General features: G+C 58.8%; 20 protein-coding genes. 2 read left to right on the top strand and 18 right to left on the bottom strand.

The annotated features are described in order from the left end of the window. Positions 1 to 437: 437 nt before the first annotated feature. The 13 genes from ACVMIM_RS11055 to ACVMIM_RS10995 all read right to left on the bottom strand — a co-directional run bounded on the left by ACVMIM_RS11055 (position 438) and on the right by ACVMIM_RS10995 (position 17,458). Complete coding sequence (locus ACVMIM_RS11055; RefSeq protein ID WP_082037185.1) at positions 438 to 7,325, bottom strand: shikimate kinase; 6,888 nt, start codon at positions 7,323 to 7,325, stop codon at positions 438 to 440. A 1,365-nt stretch (positions 7,326 to 8,690) separates the two neighbouring features. Further along, positions 8,691 to 8,876: a hypothetical protein gene (locus ACVMIM_RS11050; protein WP_108722981.1), complete on the bottom strand. Its 186-nt coding sequence runs from the start codon at positions 8,874 to 8,876 to the stop codon at positions 8,691 to 8,693. A gap of 184 nt (positions 8,877 to 9,060) precedes the next feature. Beyond that, the gene (locus ACVMIM_RS11045) at positions 9,061 to 10,095 is read right to left on the bottom strand and encodes an EscU/YscU/HrcU family type III secretion system export apparatus switch protein (protein WP_040985416.1); all 1,035 of its coding nucleotides are present in this window, start codon (positions 10,093 to 10,095) and stop codon (positions 9,061 to 9,063) included. After that, positions 10,092 to 10,913 (bottom strand): type III secretion system export apparatus subunit SctT, encoded by an 822-nt coding sequence (gene sctT, locus ACVMIM_RS11040; RefSeq protein WP_040985418.1) that lies wholly within the window; start codon positions 10,911 to 10,913, stop codon positions 10,092 to 10,094. The genes ACVMIM_RS11045 and sctT overlap by 4 nt, the downstream gene beginning before the upstream one ends. A gap of 8 nt (positions 10,914 to 10,921) precedes the next feature. Beyond that, positions 10,922 to 11,197 carry an EscS/YscS/HrcS family type III secretion system export apparatus protein gene (locus ACVMIM_RS11035; protein ID WP_040985420.1) on the bottom strand — a complete coding sequence of 92 codons (276 nt, stop codon included), beginning with the start codon at positions 11,195 to 11,197 and terminating at the stop codon, positions 10,922 to 10,924. A 1-nt stretch (position 11,198) separates the two neighbouring features. Continuing rightward, positions 11,199 to 11,864 (bottom strand): type III secretion system export apparatus subunit SctR, encoded by a 666-nt coding sequence (gene sctR / locus ACVMIM_RS11030; protein ID WP_040985422.1) that lies wholly within the window; start codon positions 11,862 to 11,864, stop codon positions 11,199 to 11,201. Beyond that, positions 11,857 to 12,777, bottom strand: a complete 921-nt coding sequence (gene sctQ, locus ACVMIM_RS11025; RefSeq protein ID WP_476111941.1) for a type III secretion system cytoplasmic ring protein SctQ — start codon at positions 12,775 to 12,777, stop codon at positions 11,857 to 11,859. The genes sctR and sctQ overlap by 8 nt, the downstream gene beginning before the upstream one ends. Positions 12,778 to 12,964: 187 nt before the next feature. Further along, complete coding sequence (locus ACVMIM_RS11020) at positions 12,965 to 13,498, bottom strand: hypothetical protein (RefSeq protein ID WP_040985424.1); 534 nt, start codon at positions 13,496 to 13,498, stop codon at positions 12,965 to 12,967. Beyond that, on the bottom strand, positions 13,474 to 14,784 hold the full coding sequence (gene sctN, locus ACVMIM_RS11015; protein ID WP_052457963.1) for a type III secretion system ATPase SctN: 1,311 nt from the start codon (positions 14,782 to 14,784) through the stop codon (positions 13,474 to 13,476). The genes ACVMIM_RS11020 and sctN overlap by 25 nt, the downstream gene beginning before the upstream one ends. 44 nt (positions 14,785 to 14,828) lie before the next feature. Beyond that, positions 14,829 to 15,449 carry a type III secretion system stator protein SctL gene (sctL, locus tag ACVMIM_RS11010; RefSeq protein ID WP_040985428.1) on the bottom strand — a complete coding sequence of 207 codons (621 nt, stop codon included), beginning with the start codon at positions 15,447 to 15,449 and terminating at the stop codon, positions 14,829 to 14,831. Then, complete coding sequence (locus tag ACVMIM_RS11005) at positions 15,446 to 16,078, bottom strand: nodulation protein NolU (RefSeq protein ID WP_040985430.1); 633 nt, start codon at positions 16,076 to 16,078, stop codon at positions 15,446 to 15,448. The genes sctL and ACVMIM_RS11005 overlap by 4 nt, the downstream gene beginning before the upstream one ends. Before the next feature lie 12 nt (positions 16,079 to 16,090). Further along, positions 16,091 to 16,936, bottom strand: coding sequence for a type III secretion system inner membrane ring lipoprotein SctJ (gene sctJ / locus ACVMIM_RS11000; RefSeq protein WP_040985431.1), 846 nt, complete (start codon positions 16,934 to 16,936; stop codon positions 16,091 to 16,093). A 9-nt stretch (positions 16,937 to 16,945) separates the two neighbouring features. Continuing rightward, a complete protein-coding gene (locus ACVMIM_RS10995; protein WP_040985433.1) occupies positions 16,946 to 17,458 on the bottom strand; it encodes a nodulation protein NolB in 513 nt (170 codons plus the stop codon). Between the two features lie 179 nt (positions 17,459 to 17,637). Here ACVMIM_RS10995 and ACVMIM_RS10990 point away from each other — a divergent pair, with 179 nt between their 5' ends. Both ACVMIM_RS10990 and ACVMIM_RS10985 read left to right on the top strand, forming a co-directional pair. Next, the gene (locus tag ACVMIM_RS10990) at positions 17,638 to 18,342 is read left to right on the top strand and encodes a nodulation protein NolW (protein ID WP_476117172.1); all 705 of its coding nucleotides are present in this window, start codon (positions 17,638 to 17,640) and stop codon (positions 18,340 to 18,342) included. A 258-nt stretch (positions 18,343 to 18,600) separates the two neighbouring features. Continuing rightward, on the top strand, positions 18,601 to 20,499 hold the full coding sequence (locus tag ACVMIM_RS10985) for an HrpF/NolX family T3SS translocon protein (protein ID WP_040985435.1): 1,899 nt from the start codon (positions 18,601 to 18,603) through the stop codon (positions 20,497 to 20,499). On the opposite strand, the gene ACVMIM_RS10980 is transcribed toward ACVMIM_RS10985, so the two are convergent. The 5 genes from ACVMIM_RS10980 to ACVMIM_RS10960 all read right to left on the bottom strand — a co-directional run bounded on the left by ACVMIM_RS10980 (position 20,484) and on the right by ACVMIM_RS10960 (position 24,218). Beyond that, entirely contained in the window at positions 20,484 to 20,723 is a 240-nt protein-coding gene (locus ACVMIM_RS10980; protein ID WP_476111937.1) for a hypothetical protein, read from the bottom strand. The genes ACVMIM_RS10985 and ACVMIM_RS10980 overlap by 16 nt on opposite strands. A gap of 524 nt (positions 20,724 to 21,247) precedes the next feature. Continuing rightward, positions 21,248 to 21,820, bottom strand: a complete 573-nt coding sequence (locus tag ACVMIM_RS10975) for a CpaD family pilus assembly lipoprotein (protein ID WP_476111935.1) — start codon at positions 21,818 to 21,820, stop codon at positions 21,248 to 21,250. A 15-nt stretch (positions 21,821 to 21,835) separates the two neighbouring features. Further along, on the bottom strand, positions 21,836 to 23,281 hold the full coding sequence (locus ACVMIM_RS10970; protein WP_040986122.1) for a type II and III secretion system protein family protein: 1,446 nt from the start codon (positions 23,279 to 23,281) through the stop codon (positions 21,836 to 21,838). Between the two features lie 30 nt (positions 23,282 to 23,311). Further along, entirely contained in the window at positions 23,312 to 23,998 is a 687-nt protein-coding gene (locus tag ACVMIM_RS10965; protein WP_040985439.1) for a winged helix-turn-helix domain-containing protein, read from the bottom strand. Between the two features lie 4 nt (positions 23,999 to 24,002). Beyond that, complete coding sequence (locus ACVMIM_RS10960) at positions 24,003 to 24,218, bottom strand: hypothetical protein (protein ID WP_040985441.1); 216 nt, start codon at positions 24,216 to 24,218, stop codon at positions 24,003 to 24,005. Between the last annotated feature and the right edge of the window lie 301 nt (positions 24,219 to 24,519).

Below are 24,519 nucleotides of genomic sequence, written 5' to 3'. Positions count from 1 at the left end.
GAGCAGTAATGCTCGGTGCCGCATTGAAGCACATTTGATGTGAGGCGTTCGGACTAGCGAACCCTGTCGATGGATGAATTCATATGGTAGGGCGCTCGACGGTCATCCTTATAGACCTTTTCACCATCGCCGCTAAACCGGCGGTCCATAGGTATATGGCGCAGGTGCGGAACGATGCTGTATCTTTTCAGACGCAAGTCAGCGAGTGCTTTTGCCAGCGAGCGCTTGGCGGCTGCGGCGGCGTTTTGGGTCGGCAGCAAATCCGGAGCGCGATGAGGCCATCGACGATGGCCCCCTGGCTCCGTTTCGGTGGTTATTACGCTCTCGATCGGTGTTTGCACTGCCCAGCGACTTGAAACGATACAGAAGGTTCATTCACACGCTCCCTTCGGTTCCTGTGCTTGTCTAGGTTTATCCTGGTGACGCGACCATATTGGCTAATTGCTGAGTGGCGGCCGCGTTGGGCACAGATGGGCGTGTAGCGCGCTGAGGCATGGATCCGCGTTCTTTTTGCCTTGTTGGTGAGGCGGGACGAAGGTGAGATCGGCTTGTTGGTAGAATGGTCTGCGCTCATCGCTCAGTTGGGCGATCTTTTGCTCCCGGTCAGGGCCTTGCAGCAGCGGGCGGTTTTTATCCCTTTTGAGGCGCTTTATGATCACCTCCAGCTTGGTATCGAGCCAGATCGAGACCGCCTTGTCGCCGATGAGACGGCGGGTCTGCTCATGCATGAAGGCGCCACCGCCGATGGCGATCACCGCGGGCGCGGCCTCCAGCAGACGGGGGATCAGTTTCGCCTCCATCTCCCTGAAGTAGGCCTCGCCGTGCTCTTCGATGATTCGCGAGATCGATTTACGGGCCTGCTTTTCGATCATTTTGTCTGTGTCGCGGAAGTTGAGCTGCAGTCGCTTCGCGAGAGCTGGGCCGATGCTGGATTTGCCGGCGCCTGGCATGCCAACGAGCACGACCGGCCGACTGCCGAGGGCCGCGAGGAGTTCCTTCGCCTGTGATGACCCGACTGTCTGCAGCATGTTCGATTGCCCGACAGGTCGCAATTTCCCAGTGGCGCTTGCCCTGCGTTCGCCTTCGGCTTCCCAATGAAGCAAGGCCAGAGCGCCATCGGGGACTGCGACGCCCTGGCAGTTTTCCATGACGCGCTGCATGAGTTGCTCCGCAGGAACGTCCCCACCCACCCGCCGCAGCTGGTCCAGCTGCTTGTATGTGTGATGATTGGCGAGCTTGGCTTGGTAGCTGGCCGGCGTATGGAACTCAAGCTGGAAGCGATAACCATGCGGTGTGGCGAGCACGCTCTGGATGCCACTGAAAGTGGGATTGCGCATCCTGAACCAGTTGGTCGTGTGGCGTTCGGCGTAGCCGCGCTCGTCGAAGGCCAACATGGCTTTCTTAAAGCCACGGGTAAACTCCTGGTCGGGCAGTTCGAAAATGTGGCGGACAGCGTTGCTAATCAGCTGCGGCACGCTGCCAGAGGGGGCGTTCAATCCGGTGAGCTGTTCAGCCATCGAGGCTTCCGATCGCACCCGGCGATCGAAATGCGGCATGTTCACCGGGATGCCGGCCTGCCCGAGGCTCTCGGCAACCGAGATTGCCGCTGCGGTGATTGCCTCCTCTTCAACTCTGGCGCGCGTCGCCTCGATTCTGGCCCGCTCCGATGCTTCTTGGCGGCTCAGCGTTGCCGTCACATCGGGATCCACGGCGGCAGGGCGGCGGCCGGAGCGTTCAGGCAACAGGCCGTTCTGTGCGGCGAATTTGATCGAGGCCTCCATGACGGAAGCCGCCAGCGTGGGATTGTCCTTCAACTCCTCCAAGGTCGCATCGACATCGAACCTGCCCTGGCTGAGTGTCGCCGCCATGCTCTTTACGTAGGGCACGGGCTGCAAGCCCGGCGTCTGGCATAGGAGCCGCTGCAGCTCATGGCTTTTTTTCAGAAACCGGCGGGTGCCGGTGTCGGATTTATAGGCGTCCGTCCCGACCTTAATGCCGAGGCTCAGCAGGTTGCTTGTGCTTTCGACGAGGTCGTCCGGATTGTAGCCATCCGGGGAAGGATCGATCCGGGCTTGAGTGTGGTCGAGCAAAAGCTGGATGCGGTCGCGAGGCTGGGACGTTGCCGGATAGCTCTCCGCCAATTCCTGGAAGAGGTTTGCAAGCGCTGGGCTCACCGACAGGCTTAAATCGTCCACGGTCTCGACGGTTGCGGACAAGCTTTGCTGATCCGCCTTCGCCGCCCATGCCGCAAGATCGGTCACAAGCAACGCGGCCATCTCGCGCGCGACCGGATGCTGGGCCACCTCGATCTCCTGCCTCGCCCTGGCGAGCGTGTCCTGAATATCCTGGCCCCGCACCTCTTCCGCATTCAAAAGGTTAATGATGTCCCGCCTGAGCTCGTGGTGAATGCCTTCGTAGGTGCCGAAGACAGCACGCTCGGCAAACCAGCGTCGTGCCTCGTCGGACTGCGCCAGAAAGTTTCTCTGCAGGCAGCTATAGGTTTCCAGGACGTCCTGCGTGGTGGCAAGGATCTGGCGGGCACGACTGAATTGGTAGCTATCGTCCTTAAGCGCCGGGGTATGCGACTTCGCCGGCTTGAGTGAGCGAACGCCGCGCGCTTGTTCCTTCTCATCGAACTGCCGCACATGCTCATAAAGCTGCGGCCGGTCGCCGATGATGATGACGGCGTCCCCGTCGAAGTCGCCATCAAGCTTCTTCTGTTCACTGGTCGGGATAGCAACCAAAGAGCCCGGAGCAAACACCTCCGTCGCCTGGAGGATGCCTATGCTGTCGACCGGCGTGTCCACCTTGGCGCGATCCTTGCCGTGTGTCCAGCTCGAATGCGATTTGACGTCTTCGGCGGACAGTACCAGCCCACGCTCGGCGTAGTCGGCCGGCCACATCTTATCTGGTACGACGATCAGGATGCCTTTGGCAAAAAACATCGGATCGTCGCCCGCCAGTTCTTTCCCCTTCTTCTCGGCGACATTGAAACTGTATTGAATGGCTACGCAGCGATCCAGGAAGGCGGCAGTCGCATCCCCACTACCTGCCGACCTCACTTGCGTGGCGCCAAATGGCCGCAGGTTGGCCTTGTCATAGGGGGCTCGCCCGATCAGCACGCCACCCCTTCCCGTCAAGGTCTCGCTCTTGAGCGTGGGCACATGGACGCAATCATCACTGGACGGTACGGCAACCGCGCCGGGAGCGTCGATGTGTCCGGCCGTCACGGTGCGAAAAAGATCTTCGGCACTCAGCTCTTGTCCTTCTCTGCTGTCGAGCCAGGTCTTGGCCTTCTCGCGCGTCTCATCCGCCACCAGCTCGCTGCGCGGATAATGTTGCAGCGCCGAGGCAGGAACGGACGATCTCCTTCCCTCAGCAAAGGCAGCCACCCGATCGAGACCTTGGCCTTGAGCGGCCCGACGAACAGCCGGCATACGCTCGGCCAACGATGCCTTTATGAAGCCGCAACCGTCATGCGGTCGCAAGGCGATCGGGCCTTCCGGCCCGGTCAGCCTGAAGGGATGCGCCTCGCCCGTCGGACGGTCCGGCAGCAGCGACAGTTTGAAGGCTCCTTCGAGTGCGTAGTCGTGGGGCCCTAGACCTTTGATCGCCGGGGGCGCGGCAAAGCCCCGGCGCTGCGTGTAATAATAGGCTTCTTTGAATGGCGCCCAGGATCGCGACAGCTGCTCGAAAGCCGTACCCGGTGCAGTTTCGGCATATGGAATTGCCAGCAGCTTCCCCCCGAGCGCCTGAGCCCCCGTTTCGCCTGGAGCGCGGGCGGCGATCTGGGCAAGGGTCTTTTTCGGCGGTTTTGACTTGCTGCCGCCGAATAGATCCATCCGGTACGGCACACCCTCGACACTCAATGTCCGCCCCAGCATGAAGGCGCTCGGCTTTCCCGGCAGTTGTACCGCGACCACCTTCACCGCCCCTGAGGTAAGGCGATGGAAAATGGAATAGCGCGTCTCCGGCTCCGTCGGCAATCGCCGCCCCTGCATGTCCACCACCGGCAACTGCATTAGCCCCGCATCACCCTCCGGCGGTCTCGGCTCGTGGTCCATAGCACGCAATACCTTATGGACATCGAAGACGGCGGCTGGATGGCGGGCCTGGATCAGCGCCGCGTTCTGCGCCATGAACTCGTCCAGCGCCTCGACCGGGCCCTCTGCCTCGATCTGCGCGATCAGGTTCCAGCTCATGTTGGAAAGGTCGCCTTCGATGAGGCCGCGCGCGCTGGCCAGGATCTCCCTGGTTCCGCGATGCAACTCATCCCGACGTCGCTTCAAAGTGGAACTTTCGGCATCGACGTAGGGCTTCTTGTAAAGCCCCTCAAGGACAGCACGGGCCTTGAGCACTTGATAAATCGACAAGGCGGGACAGCGGCTCGAATTCGGTCCAGCGATCCGCTCGGCCTCGCTTGCCTTGAGTTGCGCCTTGATCTTGTGCTCCACGACTGGCTGAATGTCATTCAGCAGGCTCAAAGTCTGCCTGCGGTGCCAGCGCAATGCCCTTTGGGAGCTGCGCGCTAACGGCACCAGAGCGGCGCAGAGATTGCCCATGGTCTCGAGATTCTCCGGGGCAAAGCCAGAGGTCCGACGCAATGCCTCGAGCCGATCCAAGCCTGCCCGTGCCAGTAGACCCAAATCGTCATGCAACTGCGCCTTCGCCAGCGCCTTGAAGATATGCGCGATGCTTAGCGCATCGGCCTGCTCCAGGCGATCGCTGGCGTAATGAAGATGATGGGCCAGCTGATGCAGCCGATCCCTCAGCAGAGCGGTGTCTGCGATTTCTCCGGCGTCCTGTCCCCGTACGACGCCGCGCCCAAAGATATTGGCGATGGTGCCGAGCGCGACGGTAGTGAAGGTGCTAAATCTTGGACCCGCCACGCCGAACCAGCGCGCTATATCCATGATCGCCCCGTGGCATTCCGGTTGTTCGGGCCATTTGCCGAAGCCATGCAGGACAATAGCAAGTTGCTGCGAGGAGAAATCGGGCAGCCCCCCGGTGCGGTCGGCGCGACAACGAACTTCAGCAGCAATTGCGACCGAGGCGTCCCCGCACGCCGTCTCGTCAGTCCACTTGCTGAAACCGTTAACCAGATTTGCCAGATCCTGCGGATTGAAAGCAGATAGCTGCTCGGCGCGATCGGCACGGCGAACCACATCGCCGGCGATCGCGACGGTAGCCTCGCGACAGCCCGCCTCTACCGGCCACTTGCTGAAGCCATTCACCAGGGTCGCCTGCTCCTGCGCAGTAAAATCGGTCAGCTGGGCGCCGCGGCGGCGAACCTCACCGGCAATCGCAACGGTGGCTTGGCAACAGCCCGCCTCTACCGGCCACTTGCTAAAGCCGTTCACCAGGTTCGCCAGAGACTGCGGGGTACAATAAGATAACTGGCCAGCTAGGTCAGCGCGGCGCCGGATCTCGCAACCGATCGCACCGGTAGCGCGGCGACACTCCACTTGTTCCGGCCATCTGCTGAAGCAACCTACCAAGTTGGCCAGATCCTGCGGATCAAAGACGGACAGCGCGTCGGCGCGGCGGCGAACCTCGCGGGCGAGAGCGACGGTGGCCGCAGCACAATCCGCCTGGTTTGGCCATTTGCTGAAACCGATCGCCAAGTGTGCCAGATCCTGCTGGCTGAAAGCAGATAGCTCATCGGCACGGTCCCCGCGATGAAGCATCTCACCAGCGATCGCGACCGTGACGTCACCACAGGCTGCTTCATCGGGCCATTTGCTGAAACCGAGCGCAAGGTTCGCCAGCTCGCGCGAATCAAAACCAGGGAGCCGGCGGGCACGGCGGCAAAGAACCTCACCAGCGATCGCGAGCGCGGCCTCGCGGCAGCTCGCCTGATCAGGCCACTTGCTGAACCCGTTCACCAGGCTTGCCAGATGCTGGTGGGCAAAACTGGAAAGTCGGCCGGGGCCGCGGCGAACCAGCTCACCAGCGATCGCGACCGTGGCGCCACTACAGCTCACTTGGTCCGGCCGTTTGCAGAAGCCGTTCACCAGATTCGCTAGTGCCTGCGGAGTAAAATCGGACAGCCTATCGGCGCGGCGACGAATCTCACAGGCGATCGCGACCGTGGCTTCGGCACATGCCAACTCGGCGGGCCACTTGCTGAAGCCGTTCACCAGGTTCGCCAAGTCCTGCGAATCAAACCTCGAGAGCCGGTTGGCAAGACGACGGACTTCACCGGCGATCGCGACAGTGGCGAGGCGTGAACTCTCTTTTCCAGGCCACTTGCTAAAGGCGTTCACCAAGTTTGCCAGGTGCTGGTGAGTGAAATTGTCGAGCCGATCAGCTTCACTGGCGCGGCGACGAATCTCACTCGCGATCGCGAGGGTGGCCGCACCACACCCCGTTGTGTCAGACCACTTGCTGAAGCCGTTCACCAGATTTGCCAGGCCCTGCGGAGTAAAATCAGATAACGCGTCGGCGCCGCGGCGAAGAACCTCTTTGGCAATCGCCGCCGTGGCCGCGCCACAGCCTGTTCTCTCCGGCCATTTGCTGAAACCGTTCACCAAGTTCGCCAAGTTCTGCGAATCAAGAGCAGAGAGCCGGCTGGCGCCGCGGCGTAGCACCTCACCAGCGATCGCGCCTGTCCCGTCACCGCAGCCTGCGGCTTCCGGCCATTTGCTGAACCCGTTCACCAAATTGGCCAATTCCTGCGGATGAAAATCACAGAGCGAGTTGGCTTGGCCAGCGCGACGGCCGACTTCGCTGGCGATGGCGACGGTGGCCGCGCCACACCCCGTCTCTTGCGGCCATTTGCTGAAGCCGTTCACCAGATTCGCCAAATGCTGTGGCTCAAAACCGGCGAGGCCGTTTGTCCTTTCGGCGCGGCGACGGACCTCACCGGAGACGGCGACCGAGGCAAGGCGTGAGTTTTCCTGTTCGGGCCATTTGCTGAAGCCGTTCACCAACAGGGCCAGGCTTTGACTGTCGAGTTCCCGAAGCACTTCGCTTTGCCGGCAGCAAAATTCAGCAATACTGCCCATTCCATTTTGGCAGGCCGGCACCCGTGGATATCGGCTAAACGATAGCGCCAAGAGCGGAAGCGCTTTGGGCTCGACATCGATGAGCTCGTGGGCAAATCTAGACACCTGAGCTGCCATGGCCCGGCAAGCTTCCATGCCTGCCGGACCTTCCTCGCGGCTCACAGCATTACAAACTGTGGCATATCCCCATGTTTGCCGGGCGCGGATATCGTGCTGCCAGTTGGTGACAAATCGAGATGTGAACTGGGCAGCGGCCTGTTGCAGGAATGTTGCAAGTTCCGGCATCTTCAGTTGTTTGCGATAGCGCACCACAGCCATTGAGAATTTGCGGATGTCACCAGCGAAACCAATGTCGTGTAGGGCGCCATTAAGCAGTTCTTGCGAGTTTGCAGTGCGGCCATCCCGCCTAGCTACATGGTCGATAGGTCGTTCGCCTGATCTGGCAGCCAGATCGGGTACGCTTTGTCTATGCGGCGGCAACGCGTCGATGCGCGAGCTTCCGGCCGCTTGATGGCTGCGCCAGGATTCGCCACCGGGCTGCCGCCTTGGTCCGTACCGTTGCGAGATTCCGCCGTGACCGTCCCGCCCGGCTTTATCGTCGACAGGCCATTCACCCCGTCTCGCAGCCGGTTCGCTCACGCTTTGCTGACGCGGTGGGCGCGCGGCTGTATATGAGGGTCCAGCCGATCGATCGTCGCGCCAGGGTTCGTCATCAGGATGCAACAAGCCTTCTTCTCGGGATGGACCCTCGCCCTCCGACACCGAGGGGAAACGACGACGACGCCCACTGATTTGACCTAGAGCAGCAGCCAAAAGTCGGTGTGAGCCAAGCGAGGGGCCGGCAGGGCGGGCGCCGACAGCATCGTCGGCTTGGGGCGCAATGGGAGCGGAGGACGTCCCTTGGTTTTGAGGCCCAGAGTGCATCCGCTGCACGACGGAATTGAACGATTGACTGCCTTCTTCAGGGGCGCGGCCTGATTGCGGGCGCGAAGCGCTCGATCCCAGCGCGCTGCCGGACTCAGCACCTCCAAGGTGCGACCTTCCCGATCGTCCAATGCCCGTCATATCCAATCTCCAATGCGGGCAATGCGCCGCCTATAGTGTCGAGGCCTGATTCGCTCATCTGGAGAGCGAGAAGTGCGATGGACCGGGTGCCCACGCGAAGATGGTCTTCACGAAATGGGGGGCTGAAAAGTCTGACGTTGGCCATGCCCTCATCAGCGCGCTCGAAGCGCATGCGACCCAAGTACTCGCAGATTGGTCAGCTCAAGCTGCGCGAGATCCCAGCGGTTTCGTTCGAGGTCTCCTGGATCGCCCTAACGCGATCGCTTGCACGGCATCGGCGGCGATCCCCAAAAGCTTGTTTAATCCGGAGCACGCGCAGTAGTCGCGGCAGGCGATGTCGCACGCACGTTGGCGGCATGGAAATAACGGGAACCGCAGACATCGAGCCATGCGCCAAAGGCGACGCTGTCTTCCTGGGCGCAAGCAGGTTCTGGCTTCGCCTTCTCGCCGTGATGACCTTGCGCGCGTGGGTGCTTCGCATTCTTTGGCGCTCATCCCAATCCCGCCCGTACCACCCGACAGACATCAATCTTTCGCAAATGTTTCTTTCCTGAGACAATGACAAAGCTTTGGCCATCAAACATAGCCGTCCTTACCTGACATAAACCTGACCTGCGCTCAGCTAAAATGCTGAAGTTGCCAAAAGAAGACCACTGGAACTCCTGCGGCAGCGGGCGCGAGCTGCAGCCTGAGAGAGGGCCTGGAAATTTGTAGCGCCTTCTTCACGTGGTCCGGCAACCCGTCCTTGGCAAATACCTCGCCACCCGAAAGCAGTTGGTCAAGAAGTTGCCTCTCGATAGCCATGTGATTTTCCTCCTTTCCATCATCATGACCTCGCGTACAGAATTCCTGACAGTGCCCGCGAACATTGCGATAATTCTCCAAAACATGTGAGGTCGCCCGGACACTTCGACGATTCTCGCTTGCCCATGGGCCATAGTGGCACAGTAACCTGCGCAATCACGGAGAACCGATTTTGTCCACTTGTCTAGACTAAGCCAGCGGCATGGAGCGCTCTTGCGACAGGCTCGAAATACTGCCTGGGAACAGGTTTTCCTAACTTGGTCGTTCGGATGAGCTGACGCGCCAGCCCATCATTGTCGACAATACTTAGACGTAGCGCCTGCGCCGCTGCGAAGATAGGTGAAACGGCCTCGCCCTCGCCGCGGCAAACCAAGACGGGCACCCCAGTCTCGCCCCGCACGTAACGCAGACCGACCAATATCGCCCGCCCTCTCAAAATCAATGTGGCGTGATGCACGCCAAGCGGAGGTTCGCCAGCCATCTCTTGACGTAGGCGACGTCGCTCACGCTTCAACTCTGGCGTACCTTCTTGTTCCTTCCTTTCGCGCTTGACCTCGGTCTCAGTCATGCGCATGTCGCGCAAAAACAACCAGCGCTGGAGCAGGAGATCGACCAAGCCGCCGACCAGAAGTGCACCGGCACCAATCCCGACCAGCAGTTTCACCTCCGTAAAGACGAAGCCGAGGCACGAAATGCCGCAGAACGGCAGATAGACCATCGTTCTCCACATGCCCAGAATAGAAAAAAGAAAGATTGCGCCGAGGAGTAATAGCTTCACCAGCGCCTTGCCAAGGTCGGTTAAGGAGCGCATCGACACGATGCGCTTCAGTCCCTGAAAAGGATTGATTTTTTCAAACCTGGGCGCCATCGGCTCGAACGAGAAGAGTAGTCCACCGTTAGAGATGAATGCGGCCGAGACCGCCGCGGCGGCTACAGTTCCAAGCAGCGGGCCGACGGTCGTCACGGTGAGCTCGGTCAAGAGAATTAGCGCTTGCCCGACAGCGATATTGAAAGGCAGATTCTGCAGCTTGTCGGTCAATAATACCGCTTCGATGCATTTGTCTTCGATCGCGCTGGCTCTCAAGCACAGATAGCCGAGACCGGCGCAGGTGCCGACGGCGCGGACGAAATCGGTGTTGCGCGCAATCTGCCCCTTCTTGCGTGCTTCCCTTAGCTTCTTGTGAGTGCCCGGGTGCTTCTTCTCTTCGCTCGTGCTCATTTAAGCATCTTTTCGAACGCCTCGAGCCCGCCATTGGCCTGTGCGATATCTGACGCCATGGCGTCGATGAGATACGCAGTGTAGGTGACCATGATGATCGGAAAGCCGATATTTTTGATCGTCGGGGAAAGGCGGTTCGATTTGAGTTGCGGGGCAAAGCGGGCAAGAATCATTACCGAAATGTCAATCAGTAACAGAAAGGCCACGACAGGCCCGGAGACTAGTAAACTCGTCACCATAATCCGGTCGAGGAGCCCGATTAGTTCCATTGCCCCTTGTGCGGTCAGCGCGGGGTGAAATTCATATACGGGCCAGATTGAGTAGCTGCCATAAAGGCCGCTGATCATGTTCTCCAGACCTTCCGATGCGACGAAGATCGTGATCGCCGTGATTCCGAGAAAAAGTCCCATCGCGGATGCCTGAGTGTTGGTCGCAGGGTCTACCGGACCGACTTGGCTGGTGATGCCGCGCTGGGTGTCGACAAGCTCACCGGCGGCCTGGAGGCTCCATATCGGGATTCCGAGTGGAATCCCAAGTAGCAGACCGACAAAAATCTCCTTCAAACCGAGCAGTGTCACTTGGATGAAACGTGTATCGGGATCGAGCAGCTGTAACCCGTCTCTGATGGGTGCCAAGCACGGTAGCCCAAACGCGACAGCAAGGCATGTTCTGATCAGCCCGCCAATTTGAGACCGCGTAAATACAGGCAGGACCAGCATAATGCCGACAGCGCGAGCCGCAGCAAGACCGGCGGCGATGATGAGTTCGATGGCCCCCTGGATGAGCATTTGGGCCTCGGTGGGCAACGAACCAGACATGGTGAAGCCTAGTAACTCGGTATAATCGCGGGAAACTGGGAGAACACGTAATCGGCTTGCTCGATGAGCGGAGCGCTTAGTACAGGAGCAAACAGAGCAATGATCGCAACAACGACCAATAGTTTCACTGTCAGGTGCAAGGTTTCGTCCTGAATCTGTGTTGCCGCCTGGATAATACCGATGCCCAGGCCGACAACCACAGCGGCAATGAGTGGCGGCAGAACCCAAATCATGAAAACGATCAAGGTTTGGCTCATTTGGGCTACAATGCTGGGCTCATCCATCTCAACCTCCCGGTGTTGCATAACTCAACACAAGCCCGTGCATTAGCCGGGACCAACCATCAATAGTAACAAATAGAAAGAGTTTGAAAGGGACAGCTATCATTGTGGGCGAGACCATTGACATACCCATCGCCATCAAAATTGTCGTTACGATGAGGTCTATGCAGATAAACGGAAGATAAAGAAGAAAGCCAATTTCGAAGGCACGCTTGAGTTCTGAAATTAGAAAGGACGGTACGAGAATGGCGAAATCATCAGGTGTCGCTCTGGCGCGCATTTCCTCTGGCCAGACTTTTTTGGTCGACGATAGGAAAAATCGACGCTGCTCTTCGCTTGTGAACTTCTTGAGATAGGCACGCAAAGGCTCTCGTCCCTCCTCAGCAGCGGCAACCCAGTCATCGAAGGTTTGATAGTGGAGCTTCGGGTCCGTGACGCGCGCATAGGTCTGCTCGATAACAGGCGCGCTGACGAAAACGGTGAGAATTAATGCCGTCGCGTAAAGAACTATATTCGGGGGTATCGTCTGCGTCCCGAGCGCATTGCGGACGAGAAATAGAACCACTGATACCTTTATAAAGGCCGTGGTTGTGACGACTGTGAGCAGCAGCAGACCCAGTCCAGCCGTAACCGCAAGAAGCGCCAGGATCCCTGGTTGGATCTCACTCATTGCAAGCCAACCTGCCACGTAGCCTGATGCCAAGCTCGTCGCCGATGCGCACGATGTCGCCACGGCCGATACGCCGGCCGTTGGCAACTATATCGATCGGACCGTCGACCGGCCGATTAAGTTCGAAGATGTGCCCTTCGCCGGCATTCCTCAGTTCCCCCAGCGGCATCAGCCAGCGGCCGCATTCAAAGACCAGAGTGATTTCGATATCGTCGAGCTCGGCATCCGATGGCCCTTGCTGCAATTCCGGTTCTGTCATGATGTGCGCATACTCCAAAGGGCATGGGTGCAGGCGGAAAGGCCCGCGCAGGATCAGGCGGTCGTCCGCAACGTCTGCCACGGCCCAGAGCCGGCCCGCAGAGAGGATGACCTGATCGCGGTGGAACGGTAATACGTCTGGTATCAAAGCATCACCGGGAGATGTCGTGCGAATAAGCGCCGCCGGAACGCAAAGCGAGCCGATCTTTCCTGCAACCAGGACCGGGAGGTCAGCGGATAATTCGCACGGTTGTCGCGGCAATTGTCGAAGCAGATCCGCCAGGGCGTGGAACGCGAACGGCACCGGGCCATCGAGAGGCGAGAATAGGCACAGACGAGCTTTGCCGTTGATCGGGCCGCAGGCGACGTCAAATTCGAGATAGGGAGGTGGCATGGTGGCTTCGCGCAGTTGAGCCAGTTGCACGTCCTGCTGTGACTGGGCCTCGAGTCGAGCGATAAGTGGCTCGAGCGCGAGTTCGAGAACGAGTGAACCGGTTGGCTCGGAAGGTAAGCCGATGCCGCTCTGCACGGTCGAGATGAACCTCTCTATCAGTGCACGGGAGATCGACAAAACGATCGTCTCATCTCCGAGCTGCCAAACGCATTCGAGCATCGGAATGGAAAGCGATTCCGGCTGCCAGACAAGCCGTCCCATTCGCACCGATAGCGGCTCGTCGCCAAGTCGGCACTGAAAAGGCGTGCGGGGGTGTGCGCACTCGTTGAGCCATGAGACGACGTCGTGGGACAGACTTAGCTTTGGCTGCAGTGAATCGTGTGTGCTCAAAGTGTTTTCGGCTCTACAAGACGGCACCATCGCGACACGACAAGAATGCTAGCGGTCATCAGATTGACTTGCCCGTCACCTCGTGCAGCGAGGCGCTCGCGTACCGAAGCAGGATCTCATCGTTGGCCTCCGTCTCGGCTGCGGTCTGAGAGTGGATATCGACGCCGCGCCGGACGTCGTCCTCAATTTGTTCCCACTTGTGCCTTGCCGCCGAACAGCTGATCCAGTGCGACCTTGCCTCAGACGCCGCTGTCTCGGCCTGTTCTTGAGCGATGCAAGCGTTATCAAGCGTCTTGCGCCTCAAGGCGACCTCAGCCTCAAGCCGCTCTATGTGGAGATGGCCTTGATCGAGCGCCTGGAAGGACAAGGCATCGAGCGATGCAAACCGTTGGTAAAGCTCCATTTCCGCCCTCGCGCAGTGTTGCTGTGCGATTGCAAGCTCGCGGGAAGCATGCTGTGCGGCCTCGGCCGCTAGGTGGGCCTTGGCTTCCTTTTTGGACAGCTCACGAAGGGCGCTACGCTCTCGTATATCCTTCAAACGCCGCAAGCTCGTTGCGTGGAGACAGTTCATGTGGTCAGCTGCAACATCCATGCGACGGTTTCCTCAAAGTCGCTCGCCTCGTCTTCTCCCTGGCGCAAAAATTCCTGCAGGTCGCCGATCGAGTCGATAGCCCTGTCAGTAAGCGGATCGTTGCCTTGCTTGTATTCGCCGACCTTGACCAAAAACTCGGACTCGGCATAGCGCGAGAGGAGATCACGGAACGTAGATGCCGCCTTGCGATGTGCCATAGGCACGACGGCATCCATTACGCGGCTGCGACTTTGCAGCACATCGATCGCGGGGAAATGGGATCGCGCAGCGATCGTGCGTGAGAGGACGACATGGCCATCGAGAATGCCGCGCGATTCTTCTGCGATGGGATCCCCCATGCCGTCACCTTCGACAAGCACTGTATAGAAGGCTGTAATTGAGCCACGCTCGCCCATGCCCGCGCGCTCCAGCAGGCCTGGCAGCATGGCAAACACGGAAGGCGGAAAGCCTCGCCGGGTCGGCGGTTCGCCCGCAGCAAGTCCGATTTCGCGCATGGCCCGGCAAAAGCGTGTCAAGGAATCCATCATCAGAACGACGCGTTGCCCTTGTTCGCGAAAATGTTCGGCAAGTGCGCTTGCCATGTGAGCACATTGCGCCCGCTCCATTGCCGAGCGGTCGGATGTTTCGACCACAATGATCGTACGACGAAGAGCCGCTTCCCCAAGGTGTCGCTCAACGAATTCGCGCACTTCTCGCCCGCGCTCGCCAATGAGGGCAACTATGTTAACGTCGGCGGCCGCGCCCTTTATGATCTGTGATAGTAACGTTGACTTGCCGCAACCAGGCTCTCCATAGATCCCGATCCGCTGGCCTTCGCCGCATGTCAGGAGACCATCCAAGGCGCGGATGCCAAGTGGGAATGGTCGCTCGATCATGCGCCTTGTCATGGGGTTGGGCGCCTTGCCCCGAAGCGGGCGCGTTTGGTCGGCTTTGAGAGCGCCTTTGCCGTCGAGGGGACGGCCAAAGCTGTCGATCACGCGGCCAAGCAAATCGGGGCCGACTGGCACTTCATGCATTCGACCGCTAGCGACCACTTCTGCGCGACTGGACAGGCCCACCATGTCACCGATCGGGGTGAGCAGCACGCCATTTTGGAGGAAACCGATCACCTCGGCTTCGAGAGAGTGTCCGGTGCGCGGATCCTGCAACAGACAAAGTTCCCCAATTCGAGCATCCGGCAACACGGCATGGAGCACCGTACCGACGGCTCTAGTCAGGCGTCCGCGCACGACACGCGTGTCGATATGCTTTGCGGTCGATCTCAGAGACGAGAGCGCCGCATCCATTGTCCCGTCTACAGCCGGACCGCCGTGTTGTGGTAGCAGTTCGGTCACAGCTTGCCTTGTTCAGCATGCAATCCAAAGCCGAGGCGCAGCGCCCGGAATTGCGCATCAAGTCCAAGATCGACATTGCCATAGTCGCTCCACAGCACGCATTGCTGCGGCGACAGCGCCGGATCCGGATCAACTCGAACTTTCGGCCGGCCTTCCCGTCCATCATACGCAGCGAACTCACCTGCGACGGCATCGGCTTGCGTGGGACACACCTTGAGGCGGACTTCCGCGCCGCCTTTCCGTTCGATCGCGTGACGAACGGCGCTCACCAACAGCTCACCGGGGTCAAAAGCGCCCAGCAGGTCGCTTACGATCTCCATGACGAGTTGTGGCAATTGCTGCTCCAGCGCTGCCCTTTGGCGTGCCGCTTCAGAGACGGTCTGCGCAATCAGCCGCGCCATTTCCTCAGCGCCTTGATTCATTCCCTCACTACGTCCGCGCTCCCGTTCGCGCTGATAAGCTATGCGCGCCCAGCGGCGAACGCGCAGCAGATACCGTTCCGCCGCTGCGCGCGCCTGAAAGGCACCCTGCCAGATTTCGAGCTCGCTGGCCGGGACCAGCGGCCCGACGGGGCGCATCGGCGGAGCGACCGGCTCTACGATATCATCGAGCGTCATATCGCCGGGACCTCCGTTCCCAGGTACGCCAGCACAAGCGAAAACAATTGGTATGCGGCATCGCGGTGTTCGGTCGCAGGATTCTCGGCCGCGGTCCCGACGGGCAAGCGTAGGAACACCCGGTGGCGGTCGAGCAAAGAATGCTCATCGAGCCAAACCCCCAGACAGGCTAATCCATCGTGTTCAATCCGTTGGGCGAGTTTTTCCGGATCTGCGATCAAGCTGGTTGAGATCGCTTGCGCCTGGTGTCGGATGCCAAACGTATGCGCTTCAGCGCCGATACGTTCGATCAGAACGGTAAGTTCAGACTTGGAAACCAGCTTCACCAGCGAACGGGCATGCCAGATACTACCGGCAAACACAGCCGCTTGGCGCGGATCATGCCCATGCAGAAGGTCCGGCCCCCAACCGCTTCCATTGAGGTCCATTCCATCGTCGAGGAGTAGTTTTGCCAGTCTTGGCTGCAGTCTTTGGTTGTTCTGCAACCGCACCAACGTCGCAGCCGACAAAGCCGGGTCAAGGCGTGCAGCAAGGCGGGTCGGATGGGCTGAAGCGGCAAGCTCGCCCAGGACCGTAAAAGGCAATTTGAACGAGTCATTGCGTTTGAGGGTTTGCATCCGTATCGGCATTGGGAATACCTCCTATGCGGCATCGCCGATGGTGTTTTTACGAGCGGCCGCGATTGCTGAAACACCCGAGCGCCCCTCGAGCCTGGCTCGTTGCGATAGCTGCCTCCGCCCATAGACAAGAGAAGTAGCCAAGTAGAACAGCACCGCGAATACTGCCACAGCGAGACCCGCAATGACCGCCAGAATTGGCACCGGAATTGATTTAGCTGCGTGGGTCAAGGCAGGCCGTTGCTCAACTGCCGGCCGTTCCGCCGGCACGAATACGACCTCTACCTTGTCGTAGGATAACCCTTGGATGCTGTTTGCAACGAGCATCTTTATCTGCGGCAGTAGAGCCGAGACATTTATGTTGGCATCGTGGCGGACGAATACCGAGGCCGAGGATGGTGTGGCGCGCTCCCGCAACAGGTCGTTGTCAGGCAAAACAACATGGACACGTGCTGAGAAAACGCCGTCGATTTCGCTAATGGTATGCGACAATTCTTCGTTCAACGCATAGACGTAACGGGCGCGCTCCTCGGTCGGCGAGGCAACGAGGCCCGATCCTTCGAATATTTCGCCGAGATTCTTGAAAACCTGACGCGGCAGCCCTTTCGCATTCAACAGGTTGATTGAGAAGGCAACCTGCTCATTTTCGACCTGAATCGTGCTGGTCCCATCCTTGGCTTCGACGCGGACCGCATCCACGCCGTTGTCAAGCAAAAGCGCGAGCATCTCATTGGCATCGCGTTCCTGCAATTTTGTGTAGAGATCGTCCTTGCAACCACTCAGAAGCAAGAGTAGCGGCAAAACGTAATGACACGATCGCCGACCAGCCGGGCGGCGATCAATGCCTTCGCCGTGCGGTGACGCGATCATGCGCCTCGTTCATCCTTGTTTTATTAGCGTGTTCACGGATGACGTAGCGCCGCTGATACTCTTGGTGACAAGGGAAACCTCAGTGACGGCGCTGTATACTTCCCGCAGACTGGCAATCATCGCTTCGTAATTCTCCCTTCCTGGCGGAGCGCCTGACATGCGCATTCCCGACCCTGCTTGGGAAGGGGACTGCTCCGCCGGCCCGAGTAGGACGTCCTTCACAACGGGTACCTCTTGGTCGGGCGTGGCAGGTGTCACGGCATTGTCCCTATACAGCGATGAAAGGGTCTGGAGCACGCGGTCGCCCAATGGGCTCGTCTCGCTGGTCGCGCGCGGAACCTGCAGGACTGGAGCAACAGGCCCCGCCCCCGCCGTCGCCGACGGGCCATCGTTTTTGATCGAAGCGACCGCCTCTACAAGTGCGCACTCAAACTGAGCCTGCGAGCCGCATGCTGACCTTTCCCCCACCCTAGACAGGTTATCGGCAAAATTGGCAGAGATGGACGTAACACCAATTGTCATGCAAAGACTCAGTTGTTCTGTTTGAGGTGTGATGATTTGATCGTTCATCACCCGCTGTCGAGCTGCTGTCCTAGGGAGGCGAACTGACGACAAGCTGACGAACTGGCCACCAAGCGTCATTTAAAGGCCACGTTCGGCGTCCAGGTCAGCACGAACTTCAACTTTCGATTTTGGACAAGATGCCGGAAAATACGATCCGATCTACCATTCTGCACATTGCGATGAGAGTTCTCTTTCTCGGGGTTCTTCTCTCCACCGGCATTTATACGACGCTGGCGGCCCCTCTGTCGCTGCCGTCGACGCCTTATAGGTATACAGTTCTGGATCAGGACCTGTCCGCCGCTTTGCGAGAATTCGGCAACAACCTCAATGTCCACGTCAACGTCAGCTCCGAGGTAAAGGGGCGCATCCGCGGGCGTATGCCGAGTATGTCGCCGCGCGCGTTTCTGGATCGCTTGACCGACCTCTACGATCTCCAATGGTATTATGATGGGCTTGTGCTCCACGTATCTGCTGCGAAAGAAGCGCAGACTCGTATGCTGGTTTTGACTTCAGTCCGCTTCGAGGTGTTCAAGGCGGCCCTTGATGAGCTTGGAATTTCCGACGAGCGCTACGTCGTGAGACCGGCACCGGGAAAGGGCCTAGTCATGGTTTCCGGCCCACCCCGCTTCATTGTGCTTGTGGAGCAGACGTACAACGGCCTCGTAGCGGAGGCACAGGCGCGACCTCACGACACCGGGACGCCCCCAAAGGAGACGGAATTGATGTTGTTTCGTGGCTCCTCGACCGTGGTCGTTCGCGATGGGCGACCTGAAGGTCCGTTCTCTTCCGAAATGCCGCATCAGGACAGCGTCGTCCGTGAGCCTGCACAGAGCCAGAGATGACAATTGAGGATTCACCGCAGCTTCCCCTAGGAAACAACAAGGCCGCCATTCGCTAACAATTGCGCTTCCTTCCGCACTCGTCAGCTGTTCGACAGCTGAAGCTTGTAACCGGTGTTGTCGCTGACGAGGAACTAAAAATCAGCAGCATTGATAGCCGCACGTTAGTCATGCGGCCGGCGTTCGGTATTCGTCGGGAACGACGGTGGCACCAGGTGACGCAAATGTGACGGCTTTTGATCTCAACTGTGAGGATGCACGATGTCACTTAACCTTTCGGCAGCAAATAGCTCCACCCCCGCCCTCTCCCCACAGGCCTGCGCGGGCCTAGAACCTTCTCCGCAAATTGTCGCCCAGACCGGGCAAGGCGCGCTTCTGCCCTTCCAGGCGATGCTTTCCAGCTGCTCGCCGCAGGACAAAGTGCCCGATTCCTTCGCGCAACTGGGCGTGCCAGCGGATTTGAAGTCGGCCATGGACGAATTCCAGCAGCACCCGCTGGACGAACTGTCGCCAGATGTGAAGGCGTCGCTGCGAGACTTGCGAGAGCACCCGCTCGAGCTCATGCCACCCGCTCTGAGGGAAGCATTCAAATCATTGGGTCAAGCCTCTGCGGGCGCTTCGCCTCCCATCGCACCACCTCCCATCGCGCCGGCGCCGATAGCGGGTACGCGGATCACGTGGTGTGGCGGCAAGCTGACTGAGCCCGAGTTGCAGATTGTAGCGGTGCTGAACCGCCATAAGGACAAATGCCCGCTCAGTTGGGATTCGCTGAGCGAGCTAGCCAATGATCCGTCCACGCCGCCGGATCTTAAGGCTGCTATCGAAAGCTTGCAGCAGGACCCGGAGCTCTTTTATGCCATCGGCTCGCAGGGTGATGGCCGCTGCGGCGGCAAGATCAAGGCAAATGATTTGTCCGGGTTCTCAGGCCATCACCCACAAGTCGCCGCCTTCCAGGACCAGCAAGCACGAAGCTACGAGCAGAACTACATCCCATCCGACGGATCTGGAAATGGTCAGCCGACGGTCATGACCTTGAACGATGCAGTGCGCGAGCTTTACCGATACTCCGACAACCTACCCAAGAACCTGAGCCTGGCTGATTTCGACAAGATCGTTGACGGCACAGCAAAAACCGGCAAATGCCCGCCCCAAGTCATTGCAGCCGCCCAATATTTCCTCACTCATCCAGATGCCTGGAAGCAGTTGTATGGTGGCTCGATCGACAAGGTGCACAAATATGACTTCCTGCAAGTCGCCTCATCGTCGATGAGCCTCACGCAACCCGAGCTGAACACGCTCGATACAATTAGCCGCAATCAGCGTGACTTTTTCGGGAGCGGTGTCCTGACGCGTGACAAACTGGCGAAGATGGCCGACGACAAGAGTCTCGGTCCGAAGGTACGGCAAGCGGCGTCGCAGCTACTGTCAGATCCTTTATTGTTCGGTTTGCTGAACAATTCAATTACGGGCTACAAGACCCATCATGGGTTCTTCGACTTCGGAGGGGGACATACGGTCGATTCCGGTAACATCAGCAACCGGGACTTCACGAAATTCTACAACGATATGACGGTTGCGAACCGCACGATTCAGCAGGCAAAGACCCATGTTCCCAAAACCCAGGCAGATAAGGACGCGGTCGCGGACATGAAGATGGGCATGGCGGACCAGCCCGATATCAAGTCTGTCAAGAAGAATGGCGGGGCTTTGATGCACGCCATCGACGGCGTTCTCAAAGTGGGCTCGCAAGTTTTTGATTGGGCCGCGACAGCGGCGGGGCTGCTCAGCTTCGTTCCGGGCCTGGGCCAAGTGGCCGATGCTGTTTCAATGGCGATTGAGGGGGCGTCGCAAGCGGCGAAGCTTATCCATACCGCCATTAGCGGAGGCAACATTAAGAGGGCTTTGGCCGAAGCAGGCCTCGATTTCGCGGCTCAGGCTGTAAGCCTTGTCGCCGGCCCCGAGGTCAAACTCGCAATTCGCAACGGTCTCGTGAAGGCGGCGGTAGAAGAGGCCGTCGCGGCCGGCGTCAATCTACCGGTTGCGGCCGCGAAATCCTATGCAGAAGATTATCTAAACAATCTGAAGGCACGCCTTGAGGCTGGCCCAATGCAAGCCGCAGGCGTTCCCGACTATGCAGGCATGCCTCAAAACATAGCCTGATAAATCACTCCGCGTCTCCTTCCGCGCGGATTGCCTATCCTGCCAATCAGCGGCTGCACAAACTTTGCCGCCCTGATTGGTGGGCTGGGTTGCGGCGGGGTGGATCCCTCGATGGTGCGATAGATCATCCATTGCATAGTCGGCGCACCATCCAAAAGGATGTCGTGGATGTCGCTGACAACAAGTTCCGCATGCCGATCATGGACGCGTAGCGTAGCCTTCAATCGATCAGTTCCTGGCGGGGTCTTAGAATAGCCTGGCAGGAAGGGGAAGTTTGTCCGACTGCGATAGCGAACCTCAATCAAAGCACGGCTGTCGTCCGACTAATCTTCGCTCGAGCATCACCATCTGCGGGCGTGGTAGACGAGGAGGCTTTGGTTGCACAAGTCGCGGGCTTCTTGCGTCTACAGCGGGAGCACGCCAGCTATCCCATCACCTTGTGCACACGGTACAAGGCGGATCGAAAATGCGACGCAAGAACAGGAGGTATTTCACGCCCGAAATGCCGATCAGGCAATTCCAACCAATGCAACTTCATTCCCGGGCAAAACCAGGCAACATTCTGATGGCTCTCTGAAGGACCTTTGGGAAGAGGTTCCTCAAGTCTGATCGCCTAATCGCCCCCCAGCATCGCCCGTTGCGTGATGCCTCCATCGATACCCGTTGCCGCCCAACGACCATTCCTGCCCTTGCGCAAACGCCGTCATGCGTAATGCCTGGCTGCGTATGTGCTAGGCCATGATTGCTATTACTTTCCGTGTTCTACGCTGCTGGTCTTGCCCGTCTCGAAGGTCCTGTATTTAGCAACCGGAATAGCCGCACGATCACCGAGACTTGGCCTGACAGCGTTGTTGTCGATCAAGTCGAGCGGATCATTGACCATGACCGCCAAATTGCGGCGAGTCGAACAGCCGAGCGTCCGGTCGAAGGAACTGTCATTGGCTAAAGGACCGGAAAATGGCGGACAGTCAGGAGGGAGGCTGTCGTAGACAATCGCCTCTATTCGCGCTGCAGAACGGTGGTGCTGTTCAAAGAGGCGGATGTTGTAAGCGTCAACTCCCATCTCCATCACCTGACTGGCGATCTCCGCGCCCAGCCAGGGTGGGCCGCTGATAAAAAGATGGACGGCATCGGGCCGGCCACGGCTGGCACTCGCAATGAAATTGCGCAAACGCTGCCGTTCGACGGCGCGAAGGCTCTGCAAGAATAAGACCTTGTTCTCCTGCCGGACGAGGATTTCAGTCGATGACTCAACCGGCGAGGAGCTCGTGCAGCCACTCAAGCTTGCACTCAAAGCGACCAGGAGGCTTGTGATCCGCATCGTTATTGGGCGTCACTATTCAATGATGAAGCCGTCCAGGGCGCCTGAGCCGCCGGTAGCGTGGTCTTGCGGCGGATTTTCCGATGAGTTCATCGGAGTGGCCTCCACGTCGGAAGCCGCGCCGAGGCGATCGGTAGGCGCGCTCATCTGCTTGGGATTTGATCCTGGCCTCACGATGTAAGGTGTGACTATGATAACCAGTTCCGTCTCCTCCTTTTGAAATGATGAAGAACGGAACAACGCGCCGAGGATCGGCACGTCGCCCAGCCAAGGAAAGGTGCGAATATCAGCATTGACGTTCCGCCTGATCAGCCCGCCGATTGCAAAGCTTTGACCGCTGCCGAGCTCAACGGCGGTGTCGGCACGCCGCGTGGAGACGGCAGGCACGGAAATACCGTTGATTTGGACGGCGCCTTGTGTCGACAGTTCACTGGCTTCCGACTTTACGCGAATATTGATCTGCTCGTTATTGAGAACGGTTGGCACGAACTCCAAGCCGACGCCGAAGTGACGGAATTCAACCGAGACTTGCCCATTCCCCTGCACGACCGGAATGGGAAATTCACCGCCGGCCAGGAAGTTGGCGGATTCACCGGACATCGCGGTGAGATTCGGCTCAGCTAAGACAGAAGCGACATGCTCCTTTGCGAGCGCGTCGAGAACCGCGCCAAGATTGACATTGCCATCATTGTACGCGACGCCGGCCATGTCGCCGCCGCTCGCCGCGCCAGAACCGGCACCTTGGCCGCTGGCCAAACCCACTGTCAAATTGCCGATCTTGCCGAAAGCGGACAGGTTGATACCGAGTTCCTTCATGGCGCTACGGGAGACCTCCGCTACGCGCACACTCAGATTGACCTGCAACGACCCAGCGACTTGAATCTCATTGACGACCTGCGCGCCGTCACCGAGAAATTGCTCAGTGACTTTCGTTGCGGTGTCGACGACTTGGGCATTGGGCGCTGTCCCGCTAAGGATCGCGCCGCGCGGCGTATAGCTGACGTGGATTGGATAGTCACCGACCCGAGTCCGCAACATGGCGCGCAGATCCTCGATCGGTTCAGTGACAACAATATGCAACTGGGCGAGAGCCTCCCCGTTGGCGTCCAAGGCAAATAGGCTGGTCCGCCCAGATTTCTTGCCAAAGACGAAGACAGTCTTGTTCGAGGGTGCCTGAAAATCTGCGATCGTCGGATCGGCAATAAATATGCTCGCCGCTGGCGCGGATAAATGAATTGTCTTGCCAAGCGAAGAGGAAAGATTCAGCGTGCCGTTGATGCTATTGGCAGTGGCACGCGGTGCGCCTTCATACCGCTTGTTTTGGGCCGTGGCACAAAATGGGAAAAATAGAATGAGCGCGCAAAGAAGATAGGCCGGGCAAGGAGAAACCATAGTTCTCAAACCTCCAATGACGGTCGACCGCCGATTGGTGGCAGGATGGTCATTAGGAACGACTTTCAAGGCAATATTCGCTTTCAAAATGCGACCAGCCTAGGCAGATGGTGCGTCAGTCAATTCAAGGATGTAGCCAATGCCACGCGCTGTGTTGATTCGGAGGGTTGCCCCTGACTGACCCAGATTTTTGCGCAAGCGATAGATGCCGACTTCGAGCGCGTTGGCCGAAACCTCATCGTCGAACGCATAGAGGCTATCTTCCAGCTGCGCGCGTGGAACAGTGCGACCTGCGCGGTTGAGTAGATGCTCAAGAATACACAGTTCGCGGCGTGCTATCTTTATTGGCCGGCCCTCAACGAAAACTTGTCGGCCGATCGGATCGAATTGCAGGTTGCCAAATGCAAGGGTGGGGTCGGTAATCTGTGTTGAACGCCGCAGAATGGCCCGCATTCTGGCGATGAGCTCTTCGGTGCAGACTGGTTTTGGCAGGAAATCGTCCGCACCACCGTTGAAAACCGCAATACGCTTTTCGAGATCGTCGATACTGCTCATGATGAGGGCAGGAACCGAATGCCCGTTGCTCCTTAACTGTGCCAGCCAGGGCAAGCTATCACCGTCCGGCATGACCAACTCCAACAGGAGAATGTCATAGCTTGCGCAACAAAATGCAGTGGATGCCTCGTCCAGGGTACGAGCCACATCAACGGCGAAACCGCAATCCTCGAGCGCCCCCTGTATCGTGCGTGTAAGATGGGCATGATGGTCGATGAGCAGCGTTCGCATTTCATCACCAATCAAGCACGTCAAAACCAGGGCCCCTAATGGTGCGCGGTTTGTCGCGGCCGTTGTCGGATAGAGGGCCGTCAACGCCCTCTCGTCCGAAGATCTGGTCGCTCTTTGCGCCGCAAATGACCGCACCGGACGGGATGGATTCGTGGCCGCCAACGCCCTGCTCGATCAGATCGTCGCCCTCACTGCTGAAGAGGGTATCGCGTCCGGCCATGCCGCGAAGAGGGTCTGCTATCGGACATACTCCTGATGATGGTCCCCCTTGGCACTTTTAACACTTTACTTGGGATTCTTGAAAATCGATTGCTTGGATAATGTTCATCCAGGTTTCGGATGGATCACATTTCGCCCTTCCACATTGAGACCTCGCCAACTGCGCGCGCCAAGTGCGGCCCGTCAGATAGTTCTCCGCTATGGCCTCCCTTCTCTTGGCTGTCTCGCGCCTCACTTACCGCTGCTAGGCCGCAGCTGCCGCCGTTCTTGGTGACTGAGCGTCCAGTCCAATTTGCGCCCGG

The sequence above is a fragment of the Mesorhizobium sp. USDA 4413 genome (genome assembly GCF_056280365.1).
Note: the sequence above shows the minus strand (reverse complement) of the source record. Positions and strands in the feature narration are given on the sequence as shown.